A 23,038-nucleotide genomic window follows, 5' to 3' on the forward strand; every position below is an offset into this window, starting at 1 on the left:
CGCAGACCCTCCGAACCCTCGACCGGGACGAGGGTGGCCTCGCGAGCGGCGAGACGGTCGTGGGCGTGGCGGATGACCGCGCGGTGGGTGGACGTGATGGCCCCGGCCCGGTACGCGTCCTGCAGCACCGGATCGGCCACGGCGTCGAGGGCATCACCGACCTGACTGATCGCCTGCAGGTGGGAGAGGTGCCGCGCCTCGGCCAGGATCATCGCCGCCACCTCGGCAACCAGGTGGTCGAGGAGTTCGGGGGTGAGTTCCTTCCCGTCGCGGGTGCAGCCGAGGTCGCGGGCGCGGGTCACGTCGGGGTGCTCGCGGCGGACCCAGTCGAGCAGGGCGATCACGGCGTCGATCGCCAGGGCGTGACCGGCGGCACGGACGCGTTCGGAGGAGATCAGCAGGGTCGACACGGCGTCGCGCGACGACGTCGAGACCTGTTCGCCAACCCCCGCAACCATGTTCGAATCTTATCCGAACGAGTGGCCCCAGGCAAGGCGGTGCGGCGCTGTATCCGTTGTGCCACAACGTTTTACATGACGCCGACGCCACTCTTCGCCGTCCGGCACACTGGGGTGGTGCCATGGAAGCCGCCCCTGGACCAACGACCCCCACGCGACGAACGGATCGAAGCCCTTCGTGAGCGGGGGGCGTGGCTCGCCGGTGGGACGCGCCCCGCCATGGACTCTCCGGCATGTGGTTCGAGGCCGACGAGTTGGTCAGCGATTTCCTGAGCGACGGGAGGGATCTGGCCGACACCCTGGACCACCTCTCTGCCGGTGTCTTCGTGTTCTGCGGGGAGGAGTGGCGAGTTCGGTGGATGGACGAAGACGCGTCACGGGAGTTCCGGTTGCGTCAGGAGATCGAGGAGTTCCTGCCCTGACCCGGTCCGTCTGGTCCGTCCGTTGCTCCCGTCAGTCGTCGGTGGGCGCCGCCCGGTAGTGGTAGCGGGAGTGCTCCTCGAAGCCGGCCCGGCTCCACATGGCCCGGGCGCCGGTGTTCTCGGTCGTGACCTGCAAGAACACCGAGGTCGCGGATCGGGTGGCTCCCCACCGGAGCAGTTCAGCGAGCACGAGCGTGGCGAGCCCCCGTCGACGGTACGAATCGCAGACCTCGACCGCGCTGAGGCCGAGCCAGCCGGGGGAGAGGGAACCGCGACCCACGGCCACCACGTCGGGGGATGCGGTTTCGCGGACGCTGACGAAGACCTGGTCGGCCGCGGAGCACAGCACCTCCACCCCGACCTCGGGGACGCCGCCGCGGTAGAGCGACAACCAGTCGGCCGACGGGCGGGGCTCGCGCTCGACCACGAACCCCGGTGGCGGGCTCGCAAGGGGTTCGACGTCGAGGCGGGCCGCGGTCATCACGAGGGTCTCGGCGCGCGGGGTCCAGCCCGCCCCGGCGAGGTGCTCGGTCAGGGCGGTGGGCTCGTCGACGGCGCCCGGGACGCTCATCAGGGGTGGTAGACCGCGCTGGGCGTAGAACGCCTCGACCGCGGCGACCGCCTCGGCCAGGGGACGTCCCGGGTCGCCCACGGCCAGCGCCGAGTTGGCCCGGGACGAGAACCCGTCGTGGGCGCGCAGCAGCCAGTCGCCCAGCGGCACCTGCTCGCGGCTGCGCCAGTGCTCGTGGGTGACCCGTTGCAGCTGCTCCGCGTCCAGCGCCCGGTGCGGGGCGGCGCGGCGGGCCGGGGCGGGAGGGACGCCCTTGGCCGCCAGCACGGCGGAGCGGGCGACCACCACGGGTCCGCGCCGTGTCTCGACGGTCAGCGTCTCGCCGTCGTCGGCGACCAGCTCGCCGAGGGCGTCGCCGGCGGAGCCGTCGGGATGCCGGTGACGCACCACGACGCGGGCTCCGACGACCAGGTCCTGCCAGCGGACGACGTGACGCACGGAGGACACCTTCCTCGACGGCTCGGGGGACGGGGCGGGCGCGCGCCGGAGCGCCGCCGTCGGCGATACTAGGGACGCCCGATGCTCACCCCGCAGTTCGCGGCGCTCCCGCAGCGCCGAACCGACCCACCGCCCGGAGCCGCCGGCGTCCGGAGGAGGAGGACACTCTCGTGACCTACGTCATCGCCCAGCCTTGCGTCGACCTCAAGGACAAGGCGTGCATCGAGGAATGTCCCGTCGACTGCATCTACGAGGGCAAGCGATCGCTCTACATCCACCCCGACGAGTGCGTCGACTGCGGGGCGTGCGAGCCGGTCTGCCCCGTCGAGGCCATCTACTACGAGGACGACGTCCCCGAGGAGTGGTCGGCGTTCACCGAGGCCAACGTGGCGTTCTTCGACACCATCGGCTCCCCGGGCGGCGCCGCCAAGCTCGGTGAGATCGACGCCGACCACCCGGTCGTCTCCGCGCTGCCGCCGCAGAGCCAGGACCACTGAGGGTGGCGCGGCCCGCGCTGCCGGACTTCCCCTGGGACTCCCTGGCCCCGGCCAAGGCGCGGGCCGCCGCCCACCCCGGCGGCATCGTCGACCTCTCGGTCGGCACCCCCGTCGACCCGACCCCGGACGTCGTGACCGAGGCCCTGCGTTCGGCGGCCGACGCCCCCGGCTACCCGCAGACGTACGGGACCCCCGGGCTGCGGGAGGCGGTCGCGGGCTGGTTCGCCCGGCGCCGCGGCGTGCCCGGCCTCGACCCCGACGGGGTGCTGCCGACCATCGGCTCCAAGGAACTCGTGGCCTGGCTGCCGCTCCTGCTCGGCCTGGGGGCCGGTGACGTCGTCGCCCACCCGCACGTCGCCTACCCGACCTACGACGTCGGGGCCCGGCTGGCCGGTGCCCGTCCGGTCAAGGCCGGCACGGTGGAGGAGCTGGAGACCGCCGCGGCGCAGGCCGCGCGCGACGGCGGTCGCCTCGGGCTGCTCTGGCTCAACAGTCCCGGCAACCCCACGGGAGCGGTGCTCGGGGTCGATGCCCTGCGCGAGCTCGTCGACTGGGCCCGCGCCCACGACGTGGTCGTCGCCTCCGACGAGTGCTACGCCGAGCTCGGCTGGACCCCGGAGCTGGACACGACCCGCGGCGGGCTCGTCCCCTCCGTCCTCGACCCGCGCGTCAGCGGGGGAGCGGTGGACGGGCTGCTGGCCGTCTACTCCACGTCCAAGCAGTCCAACCTGGCCGGCTACCGCGCCGCGTTCGTGGCGGGGGACCCGGCGCTCGTCCGGGCCCTGCTGGACCTGCGCAAGCACGCCGGGATGATCGTCCCCTGGCCGGTGCAGGTGGCCCTGCGCGCGGCCGTGTCCGACGACGAGCACGTCGCGGTCCAGCGTGAGCGCTACCGGGCCCGGCGCGAGGTCCTGCTGACCGCGCTGACCGGGGCCGGGTTCCGGGTCGACGAATCCGTCGCGGGCCTCTACCTGTGGTCCACCCGCGACGAGCCGGGTCGCGAGACCGTCGCCGACCTCGCGGCCCGCGGCATCCTCGTGGCGCCCGGTGACTTCTACGGACCCGGTGCGGCGCAGCACGTCCGGGTGGCCCTCACCGCCACCGACGAACGCATCGCGCAGGTCGCCGGACGCCTCGCCTGAGCGGCCGCTCGGAGTGACGATGGTCACTCCGGGAGGCTGCGTTGGGCTGGCGGGGTCGCGCCCGGTACGGTCGCCGCATGGTGGATTCCGTGACCCTCAAGCACGCCGGCGGCGACCTCGACCTGCCGGTGACGCCGGCCACCGACGGCGGCAGCGGCTTCGGCATCGGCAGCCTGCTCAAGGAGACCGGGCTGGTCACGCTGGACTCCGGATTCACCAACACCGCGTCGTGCACGTCGTCGGTCACCTACATCGACGGCGACCAGGGGATCCTGCGCTACCGCGGCTACCCGATCGAGCAGCTGGCCGAGAAGTCGACCTTCATCGAGGTCGCCTACCTGCTCATCTACGGCGAGCTGCCCACCGCCACCCAGCTCGAGGCGTTCAGCGGCCGGATCCAGCGCCACACGCTGCTGCACGAGGACCTCAAGCGCTTCTTCGACGGGTTCCCCCGCGACGCGCACCCGATGCCCGTCCTGTCCAGCGCCGTCAGCGCGCTGAGCACCTTCTACCAGGACAGCCTCAACCCCTTCGACGACGAGCAGGTCGAGCTCTCCACCTTCCGGCTGCTGGCCAAGCTGCCGACGATCGCGGCCTACGCGCACCGCAAGAGCCTCGGCCAGCCGCTGCTCTACCCGGACAACCGACTCGGCCTCGTCGAGAACTTCCTGCGGATGTCGTTCGGCAACCCGGCCGAGGACTACGAGGTCGACCCGGCCACGGCCAAGGCGCTGGACCTGCTCTTCATCCTGCACGCCGACCACGAGCAGAACTGTTCGACCTCCACGGTCCGCCTCGTCGGCTCCGGGCAGGCCAACCTGTTCGCCTCCGTCTCGGCTGGCATCCACGCGCTCTCGGGCCCGCTGCACGGCGGCGCGAACTCCGCGGTGCTGGACATGCTCGAAGGCATCCGCACCTCCGACGACGACGTCGACACGTTCATGACCAAGGTCAAGAACAAGGAGAAGGGCGTGCGCCTGATGGGCTTCGGCCACCGGGTGTACAAGAACTACGACCCGCGCGCGGCCCTGGTGAAGAAGACCGCCGACCAGATCCTCGAGAAGCTGGGCAAGCGCGACGAGATGCTCGACATCGCGATGCGCCTGGAGGAGATCGCGCTCAACGACGACTACTTCATCGAGCGCAAGCTGTACCCGAACGTCGACTTCTACACCGGCATCATCTACAAGGCCATGGGCTTCCCGACCAAGATGTTCACGGTCCTGTTCGCCCTCGGCCGCCTGCCCGGCTGGATCGCGCAGTGGCGCGAGATGATCGCCGACCCGGCCACCAAGATCGGCCGCCCCCGCCAGGTGTACGTCGGCTCGCCCGAGCGCGACTACCTGGCCCTCGACCAGCGCTGAGCCGGGAGTCCTAGCCCGCGGTGCGAATCTGCACCGCGCCGGCGGGGACGCCGGTCGCGGTGGGGCGCCACTCGCCGCTCGCCCGCGTCCAGCGGTTGCCTTCGACGTCGACCTCGACCACGTCGAAGGTCTTCGCCGACGCCACCGACCAGCCGGCCAGCGCCCAGGCCAGCCGGGGTGCTTCCTCGCCGCCGGGGCGGAACTCGACGCCGCGGCCGTCGACGCCCGGGACGACGCGGGGTCCGGCGGTCGTCACCTCGACCTGCGCGGCCTCGGCCAGGGCCGCCGCCCGCGGCGCCAGGGTCTCGTCGTCGCCGCTGCCCCCGTCCTCGGCGGGGTGCAACCGGCAGGTGAACCCGGCCGCGGTGTACCCGGTGAGCGTCGAGGCGACGAGGCGTCCCTCGGCCTCGTGGTCACCGTAGGCGAGGGGGAACCCGCTGCGCTGCACCCGCTGCGCGGCGTCGGTGACCTCCAGGTCGCGGTAGCCGGGCACCTTCTCCAGGCCGTCGTAGAACTTCGTCGTCGCGTACACCGGGTCCTGCACCTGGGCCTCGCTGCCCCAGCCCTGCGACGGGCGCTGCTGGAACAGGCCCAGGGAGTCGCGGTCGCCGTAGTCGAGGTTGCGCAGGTCGGACTCCTGCACGGCGGTCGCGATCGCGATGGTGGCGGCGCGCGCGGGCAGGCCGCGCCGGACCGACAACCCGACGATGGTCGCGGCGTTGCGGGCCTGCTCCGGCGACATCGAGGTCGACTCGCCCTCGACCGTCGCCGAGCAGCGTTCCCGGGTCAGCGGGCCGGGTTCGTCGCGGGTCAGCCAGGTGAGCAGGCCGGCGCCGACCAGGGCCAGCGCGCCGACCGCGACGATCCGGCGGGTGCGCTGCACCCGCCGGGCCGCGGCGCTCGGGCGTCGGGGGTTCAGGGGAGGGCCCGCCCGCTCAGTTGGCGTGCAGGGCGGCGTTCAGCTCGACCGCGACGCCCTTGCGCGGCAACGCCTCGACGGCACCGCTGACGGAGTTGCGGCGGAACAGCAGCCCCGAGGCGCCGGACAGGGTGCGCGCCGACGTGGTCCGGACGGGCTGCCCGGCCTCGTCCAGGACGGTGACCTTGGTGCCGGCCGTGACGTAGGTGCCGGCCTCGACGATGCAGTCGTCGCCCAGCGCGATGCCGGTCCCGGAGTTCGCGCCCAGCAGGGTGCGTTCCCCGATGGAGATGACCTCCTTGCCGCCGCCGGAGAGCGTCCCCATGATCGAGGCGCCGCCGCCGACGTCGGACCCCTCGCCGACGACGACCCCGGCCGAGATGCGGCCCTCGACCATCGAGTTGCCGAGGGTGCCGGCGTTGAAGTTCACGAAACCCTCGTGCATGACCGTCGTGCCCGGGGCCAGGTGCGCGCCGAGGCGCACCCGGTCGGCGTCGGCGATGCGCACGCCCGAGGGCGTCACGTAGTCGGTCATCCGCGGGAACTTGTCGATCCCGTAGACGGTGACCGGCCCCACGTTGGCCCGCAGGGCGAGGCGCACGCGCTCGAAGTCGGTGACCGCGCAGGGTCCGTGGTTGGTCCAGACCACGTTGGCGAGCACGCCGAAGACCCCGTCCATGACGAGTTCGCGCGGGCGGACCAGGCGGTGGGAGAGCAGGTGCAGGCGCAGGTAGGCGTCGGCGGTGTCGACCGGGGCCGCGTCGAGGTCGACCTCGGTGGTGACGACCCGCTGCTTGACCCGGCGGTGGGGATCGGCGTCCTCCAGCGACATGAGTTCCGCGGGGATCCCGTAGGAACCGGTGCCGGGGTTCGGACCGAGGGCCGGGAAGGGGTACCAGACGTCCAGGACGGTGCCGTCGTCGGTGACGGTGGCCAGGCCGTGACCCCAGGCCTTGCGCGACTCGGTCGCGGCGGGACTGCTCTGCTCGGGATGCGTGCTCACGCTGCCCGACCCTACCGGCGGGCCGTTCCCCGACCCCGGATCAGGCCAACCCCTAGGGTGAGTCGGGTGACAGCCGCAGCCCTCTCCGCCGGTCCGTTGGCCGAGGCCGACCTCGACGTGGTCGAGCTGACGCGCCGGGTGTGCGACCTGGAATCGGTCTCCGGCGACGAGGCGGCCCTCGCCGACGCGATCGAGGCCGCGGTCCGTTCCTGGGGCCTGGACGTCATGCGCGACGGGGACGCCGTGGTGGCCCGCACCGTGCTGGACCGCCCCGAGCGGGTCGTCCTGGCCGGGCACCTCGACACCGTGCCGCTGGCCGACCCGCCGAACCTGCCGGTCCGTCGCGAGGAGCACCCGCAGGACGGCGACGTGCTCGTCGGGCGCGGCACCTGCGACATGAAGGGCGGCGTCGCGGTCCAGCTCGTCCTGGCCCGCGAGCTCGGACAGGCGGTGGCGGCGGGGCGGGGCCCCTCGCGCGACGTCACGTTCGTGTTCTACGACAACGAGGAGGTCGAGGCCGCGCGCAACGGGCTCGGCCGGCTCGCCCGCAACCACCCCGACCTGCTCCGCGGGGACTTCGCGATCCTGCTGGAACCGTCCTCGGCCGTGGTCGAGGGCGGCTGCAACGGAACCCTGCGGGTCGAGGTCGTCACCTCCGGCAGGGCCGCGCACTCGGCCCGCGCCTGGCGGGGGCACAACGCGATCCACGACGCCGCCGAGGTGCTGGACCGGTTGCGCGACCACGTCCCGCGCGAGGTCGAGGTCGAGGGCCTCGTCTTCCGTGAGGGCTTGAACGCGGTGAAGGTCGAGGGCGGGATCGCGGGCAACGTCATCCCCGACCGCTGCGTGGTGACGGTCAACTACCGGTTCGCGCCCTCCGCCGACGTCGCGGCCGCCGAGGCCTACGTCCGCGAGGTGTTCGCCGGTCTCGAGGTCCACCTGACCGACGCCGCCGCCGGGGCGCTGCCCGGGCTGGACCGTCCCGCGGCCGCCGACTTCGTGGCCCGGACCGGGACGGAGCCGTTGCCCAAGTACGGCTGGACCGACGTGGCCCGGTTCTCCGAGCTCGGCGTCCCCGCGGTGAACTACGGCCCGGGGGACAACGCCACCGCGCACGCCGACGACGAGCGGTGCCGGGTCGAGGAGCTGCACCGGTGCCTGGCCGTGCTGAGCGAATGGTTGCTGGCCGACGGGCCGGCGCGAGGGGGGGACCGATGAGCACCATCTGCCTGTACGGCTCGGCGAGCGGGGGGATCGACCCCGTGCACGTGGAGCTGGCCGCCCAGGTCGGCCGGTTGATCGGCGAACGCGGCCACGACCTGGTCTACGGCGGCGGCGGAACGTCGGTGATGGGCGCGGCCGAGTCCGCCGCCCGGGCCGCGGGCGCCCGCACGACGGGCGTCATCCCGCAGGCCCTCATGGACCTGGAACTGCCGCCGGCCGAGATCGGCGAGCTCGTCGTGACCCCGGACATGCGGACCCGCAAGGCCGAGATGGACGAACGGGCCGACGCCTTCGTGGTCCTGCCCGGCGGCCTCGGCACGCTGGAGGAACTCTTCGAGATCTGGGTGGCCCGCACGATCGGGCTGCACACCAAGCCGTTGGCCGTGCTGGACTCCGGCGGGCACTACGCCGGTCTCAAGTCGTGGCTGGAGTCGTTGGTGGCGAACGGGTTCGCCCGGCCCATGGTGTTCGACTGCGTCCTCTGGACCGACGACCCGGTGGCCGCCCTGGACCACCTCGAGTCCGCCCCGCGGGACCGGGTGACCCTGCCGAGCTCGGAGATCGTCGGTTCCTTCGCCGCCTTCCCCACGGACGGGCCGGGTTCGGAGCCGGGGCCGTGACCCTCTTCCTGCTGCTCTGCCTGCTGACCACGATCGGGTTGGTCGTGGCGGTCGCCGCCGGTCGCATCGGCGGCGGGATGGCCCCCGCCGCGTCGGGACGCCCCTTCGTCGGGCTGCCCCCGGACGCCGTCGTGCCCGCCGACGTCGATGCGGTCCGGTTCAGCCTCGGGCTGCGGGGCTACCGCACCGACGAGGTCGACGCGGTGCTGGACCGGCTGCGCGAGGAACTGCGCGAACGCGACGAGGAGCTCGCCGCCTGGCGGGCGGGGGACGACCTGTGAGCCGGGTCCGCTTCCGGGTCGCCGTGCGGATGGCCGCGAGCCCGGAGGCCGTGTTCGCCGCCCTTACCGACTGGCCGGCCCAGGCCCGGTGGATCCCGTTCACCCGCATCCGTCGGCGCCCCGGCCCCCGGGGGGCGGTCGGGGAGGAGTTCTCCACCGTCAGCGCGCTCGGTCCGTTCGCGCTGCGCGACCCCATGCGCGTCACCCGCCTCGACCCGCCGCTCGACGGCCGCCCCGGCCGGGTCGACCTGGCCAAGACCGGGACCGTGCTCGGCGGGACGGCCACGATCGAGGTCGCCGCCGAGGGCGGGGGCAGCCGGGTCGTCTGGACCGAGGACCTGCTCGTCCGCCCCGCGCCCCTCGCTCGGGCCGCCCGGCTCGGCGGACCGCTGCCCGGCCTGCTCGGCCGGGTCGCGTTCGGTGGGGTGCTGCTGCGCGCCCGTCGCGACCTCGAACGGGGTGCGGTGCGCCGGTGACCCGTCGACGGCTCGTGCTGGCCTGGCTGCGGGCCCCCGTCATCGTCCAGGTGCTCCTCGTCTACGCCGCGGCCCGGGTCTTCTCGGCGGTGGTGATCGCCGAGGTCGCCCGCTTCCAGGCGGAGTCGGTCTGGACGTCGGCCGACCCCGGCTACACCGGGATGCTCGGCATCTGGGACGCGGTCTGGTACCGGGAGATCGCCGAGGACGGCTACCCCTCCTCGGTGCCGCTCGGTGCCGACGGGCGTCCGCAGCAGTCGGCGCTCGCCTTCTACCCGGTCTTCCCGCTGCTGGCCCGGGCCCTCTCCGCGGTGACCGGGCTCGACTTCGCGGTCAGCGGATCGGTCGTCGCCCTCGTGACGGGGGCGGGGGCCGCGGTGCTCGTCCACCGCGTGCTGCACGAGGCGGTGCTGCGGGCCGGGGGCCGCCCGGCCACCGCGCGGCGGGCGGCGTGGAGCGCGGCGGTGCTCTTCTGCGTCTCCCCGGTCTCGCCCGTGCTGCAGGTGGCCTACACCGAGGGCCCCGCGATGCTGCTGCTGGCGGGGTTCCTGCTGCTCCTGCTGCGGCGCGCCTACCTCCCGGCCGCGGTCCTGGCCCTGGTGCTGGGGCTCACCCGCCCCGTGGCGCTCCCGCTGACCGCGGTCGTCGTCGTGCACCTCGGGCTGCGGGCGCTGCGCGCCCACCGCGGCGGTGCACGCCGGCCCCCGACCGGGGTCGCCGTCCGGGCCGCGGTGCTGCTCGCCGCCTCGGGGACCGCGGGGCTGCTCTGGCCGGGGATCACCTGGTGGCTGACGGGGCGCCGCGACGCCTACACGGCCACGATGGGCGCCTGGCGCAGCAGCGGGGAGGTCGTCCCGTTCGTGCCCTGGGTGTCGGTGTCGCAGTACCTCCTGGGTGACCTCGTCGGGCCCGTGCTGCTCCTGCTGCTGCTGGGGCTCGCCGCGTTCTTCCTGCTCTCGGCCCGCACCGCCGTGCTCGGTTTGGAGCTGCGGGTCTGGTGCCTGGCCTACTCCGGCTACCTGCTCGCGGTCCTCGACCCCTTCACGAGCCTCTTCCGCTACCTGATGCTGCTCTTCCCGCTCGGCGGCCTGGTCGCACTGCACCCCCGACGGAGGGGAGCGCTGCGGGCGACGGTCGTCGCCTGCCTGCTCCTGCAGATCGTCTGGACCGCCTGGCTCTGGCGGTTCTCCCCGCCCGCGGACTGGCCGCCGTGACCGACCGCCCGACCGACCGACCGAGATGACTGGCGTGCCCGTGTCCTCGGCGGCGCCCGCGGTAGGGGACAATGGGAGCAGAACGCCTGCCGCAGCAGCCGGCCGCGGCACGCGCCGAGTACCCGCGCGGTACTGCCGGCGCAGAAGACGACGAGAGAGGACGCACGCCGATGGCGGCCATGAAGCCGAGGACCGGGGACGGTCCGCTGGAGGTCACCAAGGAAGGGCGCGGCATCGTCCTGCGCATGCCGCTGGAAGGTGGTGGTCGCCTCGTCGTCGAGATGACCCCGGACGAGGCCAAGGCGCTGGGAGAGGAGATCGGCTCGGTCGTCGGCTGAGCCCGGTCCCACGGGGCGGATCCCTTCGGGGGTCCGCCCCGTCCCCGTTCCCACCCCGAAGGAGTCCTGTGAGCCCGCACCCGACCGTCCCGACCCGCTCGGCCGCACCGCAGCTGCGCCGCTGGACCCCGCCCGAGGTGCTCGTGCTCCGCGGGGCCGCGGGCGACCCGACGACGGTGGGGTCGGGCACCGCCGAGGTGCTCGCGGTGGCGCTGACCCCCGCGACCGGCCCCGCGACCTCGGCGGGGAGTCCCGGCGTCCAGGTGCCGCCGGCCTCGCGCGCGGTGGCCGAGCGCTACGGGATCGACCTGGCCGCGGTGGCCGTGGCCGAGAAGCTCGGCGGCCGTCCCGGCAGCAGCCGCGTCCCGGTGCCCGCACCGGACGGGGCCCCGCGCCGCCTGCTGGCCCTGGGACTCGGTGACTCGGGGCCCACGGACCTGCGTCGCGCCGGGGCGGCGCTCGCCCGCGCGGTGGGGGACGCCGACGCGGCGACCCCGGCTCTCGACGGCGTCGGGGCCACCGGGGTCACCGCGTTCGTGGAGGGCTACGTCCTGGCCGGCTACCAGCCCCCGGTCAGCGGGGCGCGCGCGGCCGACGAGCCGGCGCGGCGTCGGTTGCACCTGCTCGGGGAGGTCGACGCGGACGCCGTGGAGCGGGCCCTGACGCGGGCCGGCGCCACGGTGCTGGCCCGCGACCTGGCCGCCACCCCCGCCAACCTCAAGGACCCGGCCTGGATGGTCGGGCAGGCCCGGGAGCTCGCCGCCGCCGCGGGTCTCGACGTCGTCGTGCGCGGCGAGGCCGACCTGCGCGCCGAGGGTTTCGGCGGGCTGCTGGCCGTCGGCGGGGGTTCGCCCTCGCCGCCCGCCCTGGTCCAGGTCGGCTGGACCCCGCCCGCCCAGGACCCGGCCGCGACCGTCCCCCACGTCGTGCTGGTCGGCAAGGGCATCACCTACGACACCGGTGGCCTGGCCCTCAAACCGCGCGAGTCGATGGTCGGCATGAAGACCGACATGACCGGGGCCGCCGTGGTGCTCGCGGTCGTGCTGGCCGCGGCCCGGTCCCGGCTGCCGGTGCGGGTCACGGCGCTGCTGGCGCTCGCCGAGAACGCCTTCGGCGGGGCCTCCTACCGTCCCGGTGACGTCGTCCGGCACCACGGCGGGCGCACCACCGAGATCAACAACACCGACGCCGAGGGCCGCCTCGTCCTGGGTGACGCGCTGGCCTTCGCCGACGCGACGCTGCAGCCCGACGTGCTCGTCGACGTGGCCACCCTCACCGGTGCGGTCGGGGTCGCCCTGGGCAAGCGCCACGCGGCGCTGTTCGCGACCGACGAGGCCCTGGGCGAGGGCCTGCGCGCGGCGGGGGAGGCCTCGGGGGAACGGCTCTGGCCGCTGCCCCTGGTCGCGGAGTACGCCGAGCTGCTCGACTCCGAGCTGGCCGACGCGACGCAGGTCGCGCGCACCCCGGGCGCCGGGGCGGGGACCGTCCTGGCCGCGCTGTTCCTGCAGCCCTTCGTCGGCGGGCGTCGGTGGGCGCACCTGGACATCGCCGGGACGGGCCGTTCCGACGTGGCCGAGCACGAGGTGAACCGCGGGGCGACCGGTTTCGGCGCCCGCGTGCTGCTGAGCTGGCTGGAGGGCCTCAGCGCTTGACGGCCAGCAGCAGCCCGTCGCCACCGGGCAGCAGGGCCGGCAGCCAGCGTTCGTCCTCGGCGATGGTCCGGCCCAGGTCGCGCACCGCGACCGTCGAGGCGTCGCGCGCGGCCGGGTCGGCGACCTTGCCCCGCCACAGGGCGTGGTCGAGCACGAGCAGGCCGCCCGGGCGCAGCAACCGCAGCGCCTGCTCGACGCAGGCCGGGTGCTCGCGCTCGTCGCCGTCGAGGAAGACCAGGTCGTAGGCACCGTCGGTGAGCCGGGGCAGGACCTCCAGCGCGCGTCCGCCGATCATCCGGGCCCGGTTGCTGCGCTGGCCGTCGTCGGCCACGGCCTCGCGGGCCGCGCGCTGCACCTCGCCGTCGACGTCGATGGTGGTGACCACACCGTCGGGGGCGGACCCGCGCAGCAGGCACAGCGTGGAGACCCCGGCGCCCGTGCCCACCTCGACGATCGTGCGGGCCCGCACGGCGGCCGCCAGCACGGCGAGGGTCGCGCCGACGCCCTCGGAGACCGCGGCGACCCCCAGCTCCTCGGCGCGGGCCCGCGCCTCGCGCAGGACGTCGTCCTCGGCCACGAAGTGCTCGGCGTAGAGGTGGGCGGCCGAGCCGAGGGACCCGGAGGGGGACGAGGACGGCGTGGACGAGGGAGGCATGCCAGGAATCTAGTCGGGCGACCCCGCCGATCGGGGGAGGCGGGAACCCCGTCCGCCCCCCTCCCGTTGGGACGTGCGTAGCCCTCCCGGCCATCAGGGCCGGGTGCGGCGTGCCGAGCGAGAGGACGTGCGAGACGATGGGCGCAGTGGCGGTGCCGTTCGCGGCCCCCTTCCCCACCCGTCCCAGGAGGAACCCCGTGCAGCAGGACGCCGGCACCGCCGGTGAGCAGACCCCCACGAGCCCCGTCGTCGCCTCGACCTGGGTGCCTCCGACGTGGGACGAGGTCGTCCGCGAGCACAGCGCACGCGTCTACCGCCTGGCCTACCGGCTGACCGGGAACCGGCACGACGCGGAGGACCTCACCCAGGAGGTCTTCGTCCGGGTCTTCCGTTCGCTGTCCAGCTACCAGCCGGGCACGTTCGAGGGCTGGTTGCACCGGATCACCACGAACCTCTTCCTCGACCAGGTGCGCCGCAAGCAGCGGATCCGGTTCGACGCCCTCGGCGACGACGCCAACGACCGTCTGCCGAGCACCGACGTCGGCCCGGAGCGGGCCTTCGAGCACCGCAACCTCGACGACGACGTGCAGTCCGCGCTCGACGCGCTGGCCCCGGACTTCCGGGCCGTCGTGGTCCTGTGCGACATCGAGGGTCTGTCCTACGAGGAGATCGCGGCGACGCTCGGGGTGAAGCTCGGCACCGTGCGTTCGCGCATCCACCGCGGGCGAGCCCAGCTGCGCACCGCCCTGGCCCACCGCGCCCCCCGACCGCCGCAGGCGCCGCCCGGGTCGGAGGCCACGCGCAGCACCGGCCTGCGCTCCCGGATCGTGCCGGGTGGTCGGGCATGAGGGGTCCGCACCTGGGGTCGCGGGTGACCCCGTTCATCGACGGGCGGCTGAGCACCGACGCGGCCGCCCGGGTCGACGCGCACCTGTCCGAGTGTCGTCCGTGCGCCGACGACGTCGCCGCGGAGCGGCAGGTCGTCGACCAGGTGCGCGCGCTGCGCGGCCCCGAGGTCTCCCCGGACCTCCTGGTCCGGCTGCTCGACATCGGTGGGCCCGTGGGTCCGCTGCCGCCGCGCGACCGGCCCATGGCCCGCCCGGCCCGCCCCGCCGTCGGGACGGCGCCGCCGCGGGGTCCGCTGGCCGCGACGCGACCGCCGGCCTCCCGGCCGGCTCGTCGGCGCGGCCGTCACGGCCGCCGCCCCCTCGCCCTGGCCCTGGCCGGGTCGTTCGGGCTGCTCGGGGTGGGAGTGGCGGGTCTGCTCTGGCTCGGCCCGCACCAGGCCCCGCCCGTGGCCGAGCTGCGTCCGTCCCCGGCCGGGGCGTCCACGGCCAGTCCGACGCCGTGACCGACCACCGGCCGACGGAGCCCTACGGGTCCGACGACCGTCCCGCCCCCGCCTCGCCCTGGTGGACGCCCGAGGGGGAGCGGACCCCCGCGCCCCCGGACGACCCCTGGGGCCGTCCCGGTGGGGAGCCGCGTCCGGCGGTGGACGCCTACGGCTACCCGCCGCCGCAGTCGGGTCACCCGCCGCCGCATCCGAACGGATCGAGCGACGACGGTCCGTGGCAGCCCGGCCGCCGACGCCGCGGCGGGGCCGCGCGGCTGGTCGCCGCGGGGTCGGCCGTCCTGCTCATCGGCATCGTCGGCGGCTTCGCCGGCTCCGCCCTCCACGAGGAGATGAACTCCGGCGGGTACGCGGGCGTCTCGCTGCCCGCACCGTCCGCGGGCACCGTGGACCGCCCGGCGGGCAGCATCGCCGGGATCGCCGCCGCGGCGCTGCCCTCCGTCGTCGCCCTCCAGGTGGAGACCGAGGACGGGGCCGGGACCGGCTCGGGGTTCGTCCTGGAGGCCGACGGGGCCGACGCGGCCTTCGTCCTGACCAACAACCACGTCATCAGCGGGGCGCGGACGGGTGGCATCACCGTCCTGTTCGACGACGGCGTGCAGCTGCCGGCCGAGGTGGTCGGCGCCGACGCCTCCTACGACCTCGCCGTGGTCCGCGTCGGACGCTCCGGCCTGTCGGCGTTGCCGTTCGGGGACTCCGGGTCCCTCGTCGTGGGTGATCAGGTGGTCGCGGTCGGTGCCCCGCTCGGCCTGCAGGGAACGGTCACGACCGGGATCGTCTCGGCCCTGAACCGTCCGGTGACGGCCGGGCGCAACACCAACGAGGCCTCCTACATCCAGGCGATCCAGACCGACGCGGCCATCAACCCGGGCAACTCCGGCGGTCCGCTGCTGAACACCTCCGGCGAGGTGGTCGGGGTCAACTCGGCGATCGCCGCCCTCCCGGGGGCCTTCGAGGCGGGCGGCAGCATCGGCCTGGGCTTCTCCATCCCCTCCGAGCAGGCGCGGCGCACGGCCGAGCAGCTCATCCGGACGGGGCGGGCCGTGCACCCCGTCATCGGGGTGAGCCTCGACCCGGGCTACGCCGGCGAGGGCGTGCGGATCCTGCAGTCCGCGGCCGCCGACGGCTCCCCGCCGGTGCAGCCGGGCGGCCCGGCCGACGAGGCCGGGTTGCGGGCCGGCGACGTCATCCTGGCCATCGACGGCCGGGCCGTCACCGAGGCCGCCGAGCTCATCGTCGACATCCGGGCCCGCCAGCCCGGCGACACCGTGACGCTGACCGTCCGTCGCGGCTCCGGCACCGACGAGGTACCGGTCACCCTCGCGGCCGACGGCTGAGCCCGGCGCGGGGTCGCCGCCCAGGCTCCGTGGGGTGAACCCACAGGTGCGGGGGCGGTCCACGCCGGTGGACGTCGGTTAGTCTGAGGTCGTGTTCGGCATCAACGGGGGCGAGTTCCTCGTCCTCCTCGTCGTGGCCCTGCTGGTCCTCGGACCGGAACGGCTGCCGCACTACGCCGAGCAGCTCGCCGGGCTCGTCCGTTCCGCCCGCCGCTTCGCCAAGGGCGCCCAGGCGCAGATGCGCGAGGAGCTCGGCCCCGAGTTCGACGAGATCGACTGGAAGAAGCTCGACCCCCGTCAGTACGATCCGCGCCGCATCGTGCGCGACGCGCTGTCCGACGTGTGGGACGAGGACGACGACGCCGCGCTGAAGAAGGCGGTCTCGTTGAAGAACTCCGGCAAGAACGGCAGCGCCGGTTCCGAGACGAAGCCGCGCCTGGACCTGTCGAAGGACTCCGGCAGCAGCTCCCGCGTCCCCTTCGACGAGGACGCCACCTGATCCTCAGGCGACGCTGACGCCCAGCGGCCGCCCGGCCAGTCCGCGGGGTCGGTGCGCCAGCCCGCGGGCCAGCTCCCGCAACGCGGCGGCCGCGGGGGAGCCCGGGTCGCTCAGCACGACCGGGACCCCGGCGTCCCCGCCCTCGCGGAGGGCGACGTCCATCGGCAGCTGGGCCAGCAGCGGGACCTCGCGCCCGAGCAGCGACGTCAGGGCCGTGGCGACCTGCGCGCCCCCGCCCGAGCCGAACACCTCCAGGCGCTGCCCGTCGGGCAGCGGCAGCCACGACATGTTCTCGACCACGCCGATGACCGCCTGCTCGGTCTGCACGGCGACCGCCCCGGCCCGTTCGGCCACCTCGGCCGCGGCGGCCTGCGGGGTCGTGACCACCAGGACCTCGGCCTTGGGCAGAAGCTGGGCGACGCTGATCGCCATGTCACCGGTGCCCGGCGGGAGGTCCAGCAGCAGCACGTCGAGGTCGCCCCAGAACACCTCGGAGGCGAACTGCTGAAGGGCCCGGTGCAGCATCGGCCCGCGCCAGGCGATCGGCTGGTTGCCGTCGACGAACATGCCGATGGAGATGACCCGGACCCCGTGCCCGACCGGCGGGATGATCATCTGGTCGACCCGGGTCGGACGCCCGTGCACGTCGAGCAGACGCGGGACCGAGAAACCGTGCACGTCGGCGTCGATGACCCCGACGCGCAGCCCGTCGGCGGCCATCGCGGCGGCCAGGTTCACGGTCACGCTCGACTTGCCGACACCGCCCTTGCCCGAGGCCACGGCGATGACCCGGGTGAGGCTGCCGGGGGCGTTGAACGGGATGGTCGGGGCCGCGGTCGTCGTACCCCGCAGCCTGGTGGTGAGCTCCCGGCGCTGCTCCTCGCTCATCGCCGAGGTCGAGACGCGCACGCCGGTCGCGCCGGCGACCGTGCCGACGGCCCGGGTGACGTCGGCGGTGATGGTGTCGCGCATCGGGCAGCCGGCGATCGTGAGCAGCACCCGGACGGCGACCGTGCCGTCGGGGGCGACGTCGACGCCGTCGACCATCCCCAGCTCGGTGATCGGCTTGTGCAGCTCGGGGTCGATGACCGACCCGAGCGCGGTCAGGACGTCGGCACGGATGTCGTCGGTCGTTCGGGGAGCCACGTCGGCCACCCTACGTGCGGCTGCGGGGGCCCGGCGCGAACAGCTACCCCGCGGTCACCCGCAGGACCTCCTCGAAGGTCGTCTCCCCGCGCATGGCCTTGCGCAGCGCCGAGTCGCGCAGGGAGCTCATGCCGATGCGGGCGGCCTCGGCCTCCAGCGCGGCCTCGGTCGCCTCGGTCAGCAGGACCTTGCGCACCGAGGGCACGATGTCGAGGACCTCGTAGATCGCGGTCCGGCCGCGGTAGCCGGTCCCCCCGCACTCGGGGCAGCCGGCCCCCTTGAGCGGGGTCGCGTCGAGGATGTCCTCGATGGACAGGTCCAGCGCGGTCAGCAGCGTCTCGTCGGGGATGTAGCCCTCGGCGCAGGTGTCGCACGGACGGCGCACGAGGCGCTGGGCGATCGCGCAGGTCAGCGAGCTGGCGACCAGGAACGGGGCCGCACCCATGTCGACCAGCCGGGTCAGGGCGGCGACCGCGGAGTTGGTGTGCAGGGTGGTCAGCACCAGGTGCCCGGTCATCGAGGCCTTCAGCGCGAGCTCGGCGGTCTCGGTGTCGCGCACCTCGCCGATGAGGACGATGTCGGGGTCCTGCCGCAGGACCGAGCGCAACCCCGCGGAGAAGGTCATGCCGACCTTGGGGTGCACCTGGACCTGGGTGATGCCGGGCAGCTGGACCTCGACCGGGTCCTCCAGCGTGATGATGTTCTTCTCGGGCGACATGGTCGCGTGGATCGCGGCGTACAGGGTGTTCGTCTTGCCCGACCCGGTCGGCCCGGTGATGAGGACCAGCCCCTGCGGGACGCTCAGCGCGCGGCGGAAGACCTCCAGCTGGTCGTCCTCGAACCCGAGGGACTCCAGCGAGGGGACGTCGTCGCCGCGGGTCAGCAGCCGGATGACGACCTTCTCGCCGTGCAGGGCGGGCAGCGTGGAGACGCGGCAGTCGATCGCATGGCCGTCGACGGTGACGCGGGTGCGGCCGTCCTGGGGGATGCGGCGCTCGGAGATGTCCAGGCCCGAGATGATCTTGATGCGGCTGATGACCGCGGGGGCGAGGCGCTTCGGCGCCGACATCACGTCGCGCAGCAGGCCGTCGACGCGGAACCGCACGCGCAGCCCCGTGCGCTGGGACTCGAGGTGGATGTCGCTGCAGCGCAGGCGGACGGCGTCGGAAAGGATCTGGTTGACGAGCTTGACGATCGGGGTGTCGTCGGCCGCGCCCGCCGCGAGCATGTCGACCGCGGGTTCCTCGTCCTCGTCGGTGGCCTCCTCGACCATCCGGGTCACCTGCGAGGTGTCCTCCGACAGCGACCAGGCCCGGGCGAGGTGGTCGCGGATCTGGGAGTCCAGCGCCACGACGACGTGCACCTCGGGCGCCCGTGTGTACAGCTTCACGTCGTCGAGGGCCATGACGTTGGTCGGGTCCGACGCCGCGATGAGCAGGTACTCCGGGGTCCGGTCGAGGACCAGCACGCGGCAGCGTTCGGCGACGGCGCGGGGGAGCTGGCGGACGACGTCGGGGGCCACGTTGAGCCGGGACAGGTCGACGTGCTGCAGGCCGAGCAGCTCGGCCAGGCTGCGGGCGAGCTCGGCCTCGGAGACGAGGCCCTCCTCGACGAGGATGGTCCCGAGCCGTCGTCGCGGTCCGTCGCCGTCGCCCTGGCGGGTCAGGGCCAGCGCCAGGTCGGCGTCGGTGAGCAGGCCCTTCTCCACCAGCACGTCGCCCAGGCGCTTGCGCGGGGCGGCGGCGGGGGCGACGGCAGCGCTGCGCCGGGCCTCGTCGAGAGTCGTCACCCAGAAGGACTCGTCACATCGGGCGACGGACTTGAGCCCGGACGGGTGGGCCTCAGTCGGGCGGGTCCTGGGCGGCGGCGGTCTCGTCGGTGGGCCGGCGCCGCTCGGGCCCGTCGACCCTCTCGGCCTTCTCCACCTTCTGGACCTTCTCCGGCTCCTTGCGCACCTTCTTGGTGCCCTTGCCCTTGCGCTTGACCGTACCCGGCCCGCCCTCGGACTCCTCCTGCAGCTCCTCGAGGATGCTGCGCAGCTCCGAGCGGACGAAGTCGCGCGTGGCGACCTCGCGCAGGGCCATCCGCAGGGCCGCGACCTCCCGGGTCAGGTACTCGGTGTCGGCCAGGGCCCGTTCGTTCTGGGCGCGGTCCTGCTCGTTGAGGACCCGGTCGCGGTCGTCCTGCCGGTTCTGGGCCAGCAGGATGAGCGGCGCCGCGTAGGACGCCTGCAGCGACAGGATCAGGGTGAGCAGGGTGTAGTTCAGCGCGCGCGGGTCGAACTGGGCCCCCTCCGGGGCGAACGTGTTCCAGGCCAACCAGATCGCCACGAAGGCGGTCATGTAGACGAGGAAGCGCCCCGTCCCCATGAAGCGGGCGAAGCTCTCCGAGGCGCGGCCGAAGGCGTCCGGGTCGACCTGCGGGCGGGCCAGCAGCCGACGCCGGTTCTCCCGGGGCGTGTCCAGCCCGTCGGCGCGGCGACGGCGTGCGTCGCGCGGCTCAGCCACGGTCGCCCCCCGGCACCACGCGGGCGGAGCGACGACGCCGACGGGGTTCGTCCTCGTCCTGCTCGCGCCAGTCCTCCGGCAGCAGGTGGTCCAGCACGTCGTCGGCGGTCACCGCGCCGAGCAGGTGCCCGTCCTCGTCGACGACCGGCAGCGAGACGAGGTTGTAGGCGGCCAGCTCCCGGGTGACCCGCTGCAACCCCGCCCGCGGGGCCAAGGGCTGGAGGTCCTTGTCCATGACCTGCCCGAGGGGGGTCTGCGGGGGTTCGCGAAGCAGACGTTGGATGTGCGCCGCCCCCAGGTAGCGCCCGGTCGGGGTCTCCAACGGGGGCCGGCACACGTAGACCAGGGTGGCCAGCGTCGTCGGCAGCTCGACGCGGCGGACGTGGGCCAACGCCTCGGCCACGGTGTCGTCGGGGGCGAGGATCACCGGCTCCGACGTCATCAGCCCCCCGGCGGTGTCCTCGTCGTAGGCGAGCAGCCGACGGACCGGGTCGGCCTCGTCGGGTTCCATCAGGGTCAGCAGGGCCTCGGCCTGCTCGGCGGGCAGCTCGGCCAGCAGGTCGGCGGCGTCGTCCGGCTGCATCTCCTCCAGGACGTGCGCGGCCCGTTCCCCCTCGAGGGCGGAGAGGATCTCGACCCGGTCGTCCTCGCCGAGCTCCTCCAGCACGTCGGCCAGCCGCTCGTCGTCCAGCGCGGAGGCGACCTCCAGGCGGCGCTTGGCCGTGAGCTCGCGCAGCGTGTCGGCCAGGTCGGTGGCCTTGAGCCCCTCGAACGCCGCGAGCAGGTTGGTGGCCGCCTGGTCGGCGTCGGGGGAGATGAGGTCGGCGATCTCGGCGATGCCCACGACGAGGGTCTCCCCGCGCCGGGCCAGCCGCCCCGACAGGCCCCGGCGCAGCTGACCGCGGCGCACGAAGAGGCGGGTGACGGCCCAGTCGCGGGCCCGGACCTGCTCCAGCCCCACGTCCTCCACGACGACGGGGCCGCTGCCGTCGGCCATCGCCACCGTCTTGTCCAGCAGCTCGGCCAGCACCAGCGTCTCGGTGCTGCGCTGCTCGAAGCGGCGCATGTTGACCAGACCGGTCGTGAGGACCTGACCGTTCTCGATGTGGGTGACGCGGGTCATCGGCACGAAGACGCGACGGCGGCCCGGGACCTCCACGACGAGCCCCAGCACCGACAGGGGACCCCGGGTGCGCGGGAGGGCGACGACGTCGCGGACCCGGCCGACCTGGTCACCCTGGGGGTCGAAGACGGCCGTCCCGGCCAGTCTGGCCGCGAAGACGCGCTGGGTGGGACCACTCATGCAGGTCAGGCTAGTCACGCGCGACGGACCGCCGGTGACGCCCGGGACCCCGGTGCCGCCGGTCGGTCTCGACGTGCCGGTCCCGATCTCCCCTTCTACGGTGAAGGACATGGCCAAGACGAGCAAGAAGCTGCAGGCGGCGGGCACTCCCGCCTACACCGTCCCGGGGCTCACCCCCAGCCAGGGCGCCGAGATCGCGGCCCTGCTGCAGGACCGGCTCAACGCCCTGACCGACCTGCACCTGACCCTCAAGCACGTGCACTGGAACGTCGTCGGGCCGCACTTCATCGCGGTCCACGAGATGCTCGACCCGCAGGTCGACGCGGTCCGCGAGATGGCCGACACGACGGCCGAGCGCATCGCCACCCTCGGTGCCTCGCCGAGCGGCACCCCCGGGGCCCTCGTGGCCGACCGGTCGTGGGACGACTACTCGATCGGGCGCGCCGGGGCCATCGAGCACCTCGGCGCCCTCGACCTCGTCTACCAGGGCGTGATCAGCGACCACCGCTCGGCGATCGAGGCGACCGACGACCTCGACCTGGTCACCCAGGACATGCTCATCGCCCAGTCCAGCGAGCTGGAGCAGTTCCACTGGTTCGTGCGCGCCCACCTGGAGACCCAGGGCGGCACGCTGACCACCGCGAACGCGACCTCCGAGGTCGACGCGACCCGCAAGGCCGGTCGCAAGAGCGCCTGACCCCTCCCGCGCCACGTGCCCGGCGCGGCGGAACCGGCACCCCCGGCCCGCCGCGACCGGGCACGTCGCACGTCCGCCGGTCGTTGACCGGTGAGAGTCACCCACCCTCGTCCGAGAGAGGACGTCGCCATGTCGAACCTCCGGCCCTTCGCCGGTCCGCAGCAGCAGGTGCCCACGCCGCCCCAGGGGGAGGCGATCGGCCGCTACGGCACCTACGCCGAGGCGCAGCGGGCCGTCGACTTCCTCTCCGACGAGCAGTTCCCGGTGCAGAACGTGACCATCGTCGGCACCGGTCTGCAGATGGTCGAGCGGGTCACCGGCCGTCTCACCTACGGTCGTGCGGCCGGCGCGGGTGCGGCCTCGGGGGCCTGGTTCGGTCTGCTCATCGGGCTGATGCTGTCGGTCTTCGGCAACGCCGGTCTGCCCGGCCTGCTCACCGGGCTCCTGGTCGGGGCCGGGTTCGGGATGATGTTCGCGGTCATCTCCTACGCCCTGACCGGGGGGCGGCGGGACTTCACCTCGGCCTCGCAGATCGTCGCCGGGGAGTACACCGTCCTCTGCGCGCCGCAGCTCGCGGCCCAGGCTCGCGAGGTGCTCGGTCGGCTGCCCAACGGGTTGGGCCGGGCCGCGGCGCCCGGGGGTCCGAGCCGGTGGGGGGAGCCGTCCTACGGCCCGCCGCCCGGCGGTTCGAGCACGCCCGGCGCCTACGGCCCGCCGCCGCAGCCCGGCAGCGCCCCGTTGCAGCAGCCCCCGCCGCCCTCGGCCCCGTCCCTGCAGAAGGAGCCCGAGACCGGGCCCGTCCACGACCTCAGCGGGCCGACGTACGCGGAGAAGATGGAGGAGGCGCGCCGCGAACGGCGCGCTGCCGAGCAGCGCGAGCGCGAGGAGCGCGAGCGCGGGCAGACGCCCCCCGCCTGACCGGCG

General features: G+C 74.3%; 26 protein-coding genes. 17 read left to right on the forward strand and 9 right to left on the reverse strand.

Going from position 1 to position 23,038, the window contains the following annotated elements; all coding sequences use genetic code 11:
• On the reverse strand, window positions 1-458 hold a 458-nt coding region (locus ACFFKU_RS04765; RefSeq protein ID WP_380136125.1), incomplete at its 3' end, for a hypothetical protein.
• A gap of 233 nt (window positions 459-691) precedes the next feature.
• Between ACFFKU_RS04765 and ACFFKU_RS04770 the strand changes: the two genes are divergently transcribed.
• Window positions 692-880 carry a hypothetical protein gene (locus ACFFKU_RS04770; protein WP_380136126.1) on the forward strand — a complete coding sequence of 63 codons (189 nt, stop codon included), beginning with the start codon at window positions 692-694 and terminating at the stop codon, window positions 878-880.
• Between the two features lie 31 nt (window positions 881-911).
• Here ACFFKU_RS04770 and ACFFKU_RS04775 read toward each other — a convergent pair whose 3' ends face one another.
• Entirely contained in the window at window positions 912-1,889 is a 978-nt protein-coding gene (locus ACFFKU_RS04775) for a GNAT family N-acetyltransferase (protein ID WP_380136127.1), read from the reverse strand.
• A gap of 170 nt (window positions 1,890-2,059) precedes the next feature.
• Here ACFFKU_RS04775 and fdxA point away from each other — a divergent pair, with 170 nt between their 5' ends.
• From fdxA to ACFFKU_RS04790, 3 genes are all read left to right on the forward strand, one after another.
• The gene (gene fdxA, locus ACFFKU_RS04780) at window positions 2,060-2,386 is read left to right on the forward strand and encodes a ferredoxin (protein WP_380136128.1); all 327 of its coding nucleotides are present in this window, start codon (window positions 2,060-2,062) and stop codon (window positions 2,384-2,386) included.
• A 2-nt stretch (window positions 2,387-2,388) separates the two neighbouring features.
• Window positions 2,389-3,528 carry a succinyldiaminopimelate transaminase gene (gene dapC / locus ACFFKU_RS04785; protein WP_380136129.1) on the forward strand — a complete coding sequence of 380 codons (1,140 nt, stop codon included), beginning with the start codon at window positions 2,389-2,391 and terminating at the stop codon, window positions 3,526-3,528.
• Window positions 3,529-3,605: 77 nt separating this feature from the next.
• Window positions 3,606-4,892 (forward strand): citrate synthase, encoded by a 1,287-nt coding sequence (locus ACFFKU_RS04790; protein WP_380136130.1) that lies wholly within the window; start codon window positions 3,606-3,608, stop codon window positions 4,890-4,892.
• Window positions 4,893-4,902: 10 nt separating this feature from the next.
• Here the strand turns inward: ACFFKU_RS04790 and ACFFKU_RS04795 are convergent, their stop codons facing one another.
• Both ACFFKU_RS04795 and dapD read right to left on the reverse strand, forming a co-directional pair.
• Window positions 4,903-5,775, reverse strand: a complete 873-nt coding sequence (locus ACFFKU_RS04795; RefSeq protein WP_380136131.1) for a hypothetical protein — start codon at window positions 5,773-5,775, stop codon at window positions 4,903-4,905.
• Window positions 5,776-5,827: 52 nt separating this feature from the next.
• Window positions 5,828-6,814 (reverse strand): 2,3,4,5-tetrahydropyridine-2,6-dicarboxylate N-succinyltransferase, encoded by a 987-nt coding sequence (dapD, locus tag ACFFKU_RS04800; protein ID WP_380136132.1) that lies wholly within the window; start codon window positions 6,812-6,814, stop codon window positions 5,828-5,830.
• A 66-nt stretch (window positions 6,815-6,880) separates the two neighbouring features.
• Between dapD and dapE the strand changes: the two genes are divergently transcribed.
• The 7 genes from dapE to ACFFKU_RS04835 all read left to right on the forward strand — a co-directional run bounded on the left by dapE (window position 6,881) and on the right by ACFFKU_RS04835 (window position 12,619).
• Complete coding sequence (dapE, locus tag ACFFKU_RS04805; protein ID WP_380136133.1) at window positions 6,881-8,032, forward strand: succinyl-diaminopimelate desuccinylase; 1,152 nt, start codon at window positions 6,881-6,883, stop codon at window positions 8,030-8,032.
• Entirely contained in the window at window positions 8,029-8,658 is a 630-nt protein-coding gene (locus tag ACFFKU_RS04810) for an LOG family protein (protein ID WP_380136134.1), read from the forward strand. Before dapE ends, ACFFKU_RS04810 begins: the two co-directional genes overlap by 4 nt.
• Window positions 8,655-8,939: a DivIVA domain-containing protein gene (locus tag ACFFKU_RS04815; protein WP_380136135.1), complete on the forward strand. Its 285-nt coding sequence runs from the start codon at window positions 8,655-8,657 to the stop codon at window positions 8,937-8,939. Before ACFFKU_RS04810 ends, ACFFKU_RS04815 begins: the two co-directional genes overlap by 4 nt.
• Window positions 8,936-9,415: an SRPBCC family protein gene (locus tag ACFFKU_RS04820; RefSeq protein ID WP_380136136.1), complete on the forward strand. Its 480-nt coding sequence runs from the start codon at window positions 8,936-8,938 to the stop codon at window positions 9,413-9,415. The genes ACFFKU_RS04815 and ACFFKU_RS04820 overlap by 4 nt, the downstream gene beginning before the upstream one ends.
• Window positions 9,412-10,629 carry a putative hexosyltransferase gene (locus ACFFKU_RS04825; protein WP_380136137.1) on the forward strand — a complete coding sequence of 406 codons (1,218 nt, stop codon included), beginning with the start codon at window positions 9,412-9,414 and terminating at the stop codon, window positions 10,627-10,629. The genes ACFFKU_RS04820 and ACFFKU_RS04825 overlap by 4 nt, the downstream gene beginning before the upstream one ends.
• Window positions 10,630-10,799: 170 nt before the next feature.
• Window positions 10,800-10,967, forward strand: coding sequence for a DUF3117 domain-containing protein (locus ACFFKU_RS04830; RefSeq protein ID WP_380136138.1), 168 nt, complete (start codon window positions 10,800-10,802; stop codon window positions 10,965-10,967).
• A gap of 68 nt (window positions 10,968-11,035) precedes the next feature.
• Window positions 11,036-12,619, forward strand: coding sequence for a leucyl aminopeptidase family protein (locus ACFFKU_RS04835; protein ID WP_380136139.1), 1,584 nt, complete (start codon window positions 11,036-11,038; stop codon window positions 12,617-12,619).
• Here the strand turns inward: ACFFKU_RS04835 and ACFFKU_RS04840 are convergent.
• Window positions 12,609-13,274: an O-methyltransferase gene (locus tag ACFFKU_RS04840; protein ID WP_380136140.1), complete on the reverse strand. Its 666-nt coding sequence runs from the start codon at window positions 13,272-13,274 to the stop codon at window positions 12,609-12,611. The genes ACFFKU_RS04835 and ACFFKU_RS04840 overlap by 11 nt on opposite strands.
• 137 nt (window positions 13,275-13,411) lie before the next feature.
• Here ACFFKU_RS04840 and sigE point away from each other — a divergent pair, with 137 nt between their 5' ends.
• The 4 genes from sigE to ACFFKU_RS04860 all read left to right on the forward strand — a co-directional run bounded on the left by sigE (window position 13,412) and on the right by ACFFKU_RS04860 (window position 16,461).
• A complete protein-coding gene (gene sigE, locus ACFFKU_RS04845; protein WP_380136141.1) occupies window positions 13,412-14,122 on the forward strand; it encodes an RNA polymerase sigma factor SigE in 711 nt (236 codons plus the stop codon).
• Window positions 14,119-14,625, forward strand: a complete 507-nt coding sequence (locus ACFFKU_RS04850) for an anti-sigma factor family protein (protein WP_380136142.1) — start codon at window positions 14,119-14,121, stop codon at window positions 14,623-14,625. Before sigE ends, ACFFKU_RS04850 begins: the two co-directional genes overlap by 4 nt.
• Complete coding sequence (locus ACFFKU_RS04855; RefSeq protein WP_380136143.1) at window positions 14,622-15,962, forward strand: S1C family serine protease; 1,341 nt, start codon at window positions 14,622-14,624, stop codon at window positions 15,960-15,962. Before ACFFKU_RS04850 ends, ACFFKU_RS04855 begins: the two co-directional genes overlap by 4 nt.
• Before the next feature lie 91 nt (window positions 15,963-16,053).
• Window positions 16,054-16,461: a twin-arginine translocase TatA/TatE family subunit gene (locus tag ACFFKU_RS04860; RefSeq protein ID WP_380136144.1), complete on the forward strand. Its 408-nt coding sequence runs from the start codon at window positions 16,054-16,056 to the stop codon at window positions 16,459-16,461.
• A gap of 3 nt (window positions 16,462-16,464) precedes the next feature.
• Here the strand turns inward: ACFFKU_RS04860 and ACFFKU_RS04865 are convergent, their stop codons facing one another.
• From ACFFKU_RS04865 to ACFFKU_RS04880, 4 genes are read right to left on the reverse strand one after another with little or no spacing between them, the layout of a single operon-like run.
• On the reverse strand, window positions 16,465-17,607 hold the full coding sequence (locus ACFFKU_RS04865) for a P-loop NTPase (protein WP_380136145.1): 1,143 nt from the start codon (window positions 17,605-17,607) through the stop codon (window positions 16,465-16,467).
• Window positions 17,608-17,650: 43 nt separating this feature from the next.
• Window positions 17,651-19,396: a GspE/PulE family protein gene (locus tag ACFFKU_RS04870; RefSeq protein ID WP_380136146.1), complete on the reverse strand. Its 1,746-nt coding sequence runs from the start codon at window positions 19,394-19,396 to the stop codon at window positions 17,651-17,653.
• Window positions 19,397-19,448: 52 nt separating this feature from the next.
• Window positions 19,449-20,114, reverse strand: a complete 666-nt coding sequence (locus ACFFKU_RS04875; protein WP_380136147.1) for a DUF1003 domain-containing protein — start codon at window positions 20,112-20,114, stop codon at window positions 19,449-19,451.
• The gene (locus tag ACFFKU_RS04880) at window positions 20,107-21,417 is read right to left on the reverse strand and encodes a magnesium transporter MgtE N-terminal domain-containing protein (RefSeq protein WP_380136148.1); all 1,311 of its coding nucleotides are present in this window, start codon (window positions 21,415-21,417) and stop codon (window positions 20,107-20,109) included. Before ACFFKU_RS04880 ends, ACFFKU_RS04875 begins: the two co-directional genes overlap by 8 nt.
• Before the next feature lie 109 nt (window positions 21,418-21,526).
• Between ACFFKU_RS04880 and ACFFKU_RS04885 the strand changes: the two genes are divergently transcribed.
• Together ACFFKU_RS04885 and ACFFKU_RS04890 are read left to right on the forward strand one after the other, a co-directional pair.
• Window positions 21,527-22,114 (forward strand): Dps family protein, encoded by a 588-nt coding sequence (locus ACFFKU_RS04885; RefSeq protein WP_380136149.1) that lies wholly within the window; start codon window positions 21,527-21,529, stop codon window positions 22,112-22,114.
• Window positions 22,115-22,243: 129 nt separating this feature from the next.
• Entirely contained in the window at window positions 22,244-23,032 is a 789-nt protein-coding gene (locus ACFFKU_RS04890; protein WP_380136150.1) for a YflT domain-containing protein, read from the forward strand.
• The last annotated feature ends 6 nt before the right edge of the window (window positions 23,033-23,038 follow it).

Origin of the sequence: Kineococcus gynurae, from assembly GCF_042433995.1 — a bacterium.
GTDB lineage: Bacteria > Actinomycetota > Actinomycetes > Actinomycetales > Kineococcaceae > Kineococcus > Kineococcus gynurae.